At 26.3% G+C, this 3,301-nt stretch carries 3 protein-coding genes; all 3 read right to left on the bottom strand.

The annotated features are described in order from the left end of the window. Positions 1-212: 212 nt before the first annotated feature. From AMN88_RS04475 to AMN88_RS04465, 3 genes are read right to left on the bottom strand one after another with little or no spacing between them, the layout of a single operon-like run. Positions 213-491: a hypothetical protein gene (locus AMN88_RS04475; RefSeq protein WP_075536615.1), complete on the bottom strand. Its 279-nt coding sequence runs from the start codon at positions 489-491 to the stop codon at positions 213-215. 2 nt (positions 492-493) lie between these two features. Next, positions 494-2,533: a hypothetical protein gene (locus AMN88_RS04470; RefSeq protein WP_075536614.1), complete on the bottom strand. Its 2,040-nt coding sequence runs from the start codon at positions 2,531-2,533 to the stop codon at positions 494-496. A gap of 6 nt (positions 2,534-2,539) precedes the next feature. Further along, a complete protein-coding gene (locus AMN88_RS04465; RefSeq protein ID WP_075536613.1) occupies positions 2,540-3,235 on the bottom strand; it encodes a hypothetical protein in 696 nt (231 codons plus the stop codon). Between the last annotated feature and the right edge of the window lie 66 nt (positions 3,236-3,301).

Here is a 3,301-nt window from a genome sequence, read left to right as displayed (position 1 = left end):
ACCGTTTAACTTATTTGATAAATTAAATTTTTCAATTACTTTCAAGCAAATATTGTCTTCATCATCAAAACTTACTTGATCAGGGTTTTTATCCAATGCTGCAACAATCTGATCAGCATAACTATCAACTTTTTTATCAATATTCACAAATCTATTATAAATAGTTTTTAAAAATTTTTATATAAAAAAAATATTTATCTAATCAATATATTTCAATAAATCTTATATTTTTTTGAGAGTTCTTCTATTTTATTGCTTAAAGCAATATCTTTATCAGTTACTTTATTTGTTTTTTTATCAAAAACTAAAGCGATACCTTTTTGATCTCCAAAATTAAAATCAATGTTAGTCTTATAGTTAGGAAGTTCACTTATATCTCCAGCAAAATTGATCATATCCATACTATCTGTTTGTTTGTGTTTATATATTTTTTTTAAGACTTTTTTGGACCCCATTGTTTCATTTGTCCATCCTTTTGGTAATTTAATCATATTTAAAGATCCCTATCTAAAATTATATCTTTTCTGTTATTCTGAACTCTTTTGTTTAAATACACAGCAATACTTATAAGTGATAAAGGAATGACAAATTTTAAAAATCCACTTGTATAATAATGTATTTTTTCTGTAATTAATGAAGATAAACTGAAAGCCGTAATGGTAAAACCGTTCACGATGTAAAACCAAATAAAGACTATATCAATAATAGTTAACTTTTTTGGTTCTGGCTTTTCAACTGAAAAATATAAAGCGATTGCTGATAAGAAGGTTGTTGTTAAAATTCCAATACTTTCCCCTGATTTATCAAAACCTAAAAATACAGAGTAATAAACTAAGAAAGTCAGGAAAAACATTGGGATACCAATTTTAAATAATGTTGCGGTATTCTTTCTTCTCAAAGTCCAACCCAACCTATTTTCACTTGATACTGTAACTGTTTTTTTAAGATCAGTATCTTTGTATAAAAAGTTTTTCTTATATTTTATACCAGAGAAAGCATTTTCGATATGCCACTCATTTATATCAAATTCATCATCCACTAATTCTAAAGGAATTGGCTGTAATATATGCTCAGAGTTATCTTTAAGTGTCATTGAAATATAAACACTCTGCCAATCAAAAGGAAAATTATCTGCAATTGCTAAGAAATCAAAATTTGCAACAATATAGTATCTAACTGTATTATAATCATCATCATCTTTCCTTCTCCAAATTTCCTTTGAAGAAAATTTATCATTGGTTGAGGATAAATTATTAAAGATAACTTGATTTAAAGGATCTTCTGACTGCGATACAAGATCTAAATAAAATTCTGCAGTCCATGTTTTGTCTTTAATATCAATATTAGTGATTCTGAGTACATCAATATAATTATATATTGTATTAAATTGCTGTATCTTACCATTTACTGTTGAAAATTGAGTTGGATGAAGAATTTTAGGAATTTTAAACTTTTCATTCTGTAAAGAATTGGGAAACGTGTAAGCATAATTTTCTTTTAAAATATTTTCATTAGATTGGTTAAATCCATATTGAATACGTTTCCCAACAAACACATCGCTATCATTATTGAAAGATAATAACGTTTCTAAAATATTTTGATCTTCAATATTTGTTATTCCAGAGCTAATACATTTCTTTAAAGTCTGAAATGCCAAAATCGGAATTTCTAATCTAAATGTACTATCTAATAGTAATGCTTTATCTGTCGGAGTTACATTTTCTCCATAAATTTTTGACATCAGATCTTCAATGGATACTGAAGGTATTCCATGATTACCTACTAGTTGAATTAAGTTGAAACTTATCTTTTCAAATCTATTTTCAACAGATCCAAATGTATTAATCACTTTGTTTTGAAGGTTACTATTTATTAAATAATTAAATATATATTTAAATCTACTTAAATTAAGATCTAAAACCAATAAGTCCTCTGGTTTTAAATCTTTCAAAATAGTTTTTATTTTTTCATCAGCTGTTGTTTCGTCAAAATCCTTAAAAGAAAAACTTGTAAAATTTTTATCCTCATTATGATTAGCTAACATTTTTTCAGACAATCTTAGTTCTTGATGAAAAAAATATACTTTAGATGAAGAATGTTTTTTTATTTCATTATCTATAAATGCTAACTTTGCAGGTTGGTCCGCTCTTCCTACTTTAAAAATCCTTTTTTTAACATTTTCTTCAAATTTATCGTAACTTGCACTAGTAACATTTTGTGGAAAATAAAAAAAACTTTTATCTTTAATATTCTCTACAATAGAAGGGTTATACTTTGGAATTGAGTGCCCGTTCGTAAATACAGGATTTGTATAACTTTTTAGTTTATTATTTAATAAACTAACCCCCTCTTCACCCTTAGGAATGTGTAAAAAATCAATCTTAAAATTAATAGGAAGTTTCTTTTCTTTAATTTCTTGGTTTATTTCTTCATTAAGTAATTCACAACTTCTATTAAGAAAGTCAGCAACATAACTATTTTTTTCATCACCTATAGCTAATGAAGAATACCAAACTAAAGAATTAAAATTCATATCAAATTACATATACCATTCATCAGCTATATCATAAGTAATTTGACCATCATCAGCTAAAGTTGGTTCTATTAAATAAAAAGTTCTAGTTTTACCTATGGTATCACCAGTAAATTCAACTTCTACTTCTTTACCATCATACAAAAAACCATAAAGACATTCATGATATAAACCAACATCAGGACAAGCTATTTTTGGTACTAATTTTTTTACATCAAAATTATCTTCCAGTTCAAAACTTCCCCAATGTCCCTTTTCTTGACTAACGCACATAAAAATAACACCGCTATTTTCTGCAAATTTTTTCATTTCTTCAGTAACATCTTTACTGCGTCCAGATAGAAACATTTTATCTATGTAAGGATTAAATTTATTTATCCCTACGTGATAATTGTCTACTCCATCTTTGCTATTATTTGCAAAACAGTCATCATCATCAAAATTAAAATTTAGTATACCTTCAGGTTTAATTTCTTCCTCTTTTTCATTTGTAATATAAAATCCATAATTTCCTCCAAAAGCACCACTCCAATGAAAAATATTATCAATTTCATTCCATGGTTTCTCCATTATTGTCTCAAACTCAGACTCATCTATTCCATCATCTTTTTTAGCTAGAAGTGGAAAAATTTTTTGAGTTTGTATTTCAGATAACTTGCCAATTACAATTTCAGCGCCATTTCCATAGATATCGATTTTCATAACACTATTTAGGTTTTAAGTGAAAAAGTTAAATTTTATTTCACTAAAAAAAAACTATAAAAAATT

Origin of the sequence: Candidatus Pelagibacter communis, assembly GCF_001180165.1 — a bacterium.
Taxonomy (GTDB): Bacteria; Pseudomonadota; Alphaproteobacteria; order Pelagibacterales; family Pelagibacteraceae; genus Pelagibacter; species Pelagibacter ubique_P.
Note: the sequence above shows the minus strand (reverse complement) of the source record. Positions and strands in the feature narration are given on the sequence as shown.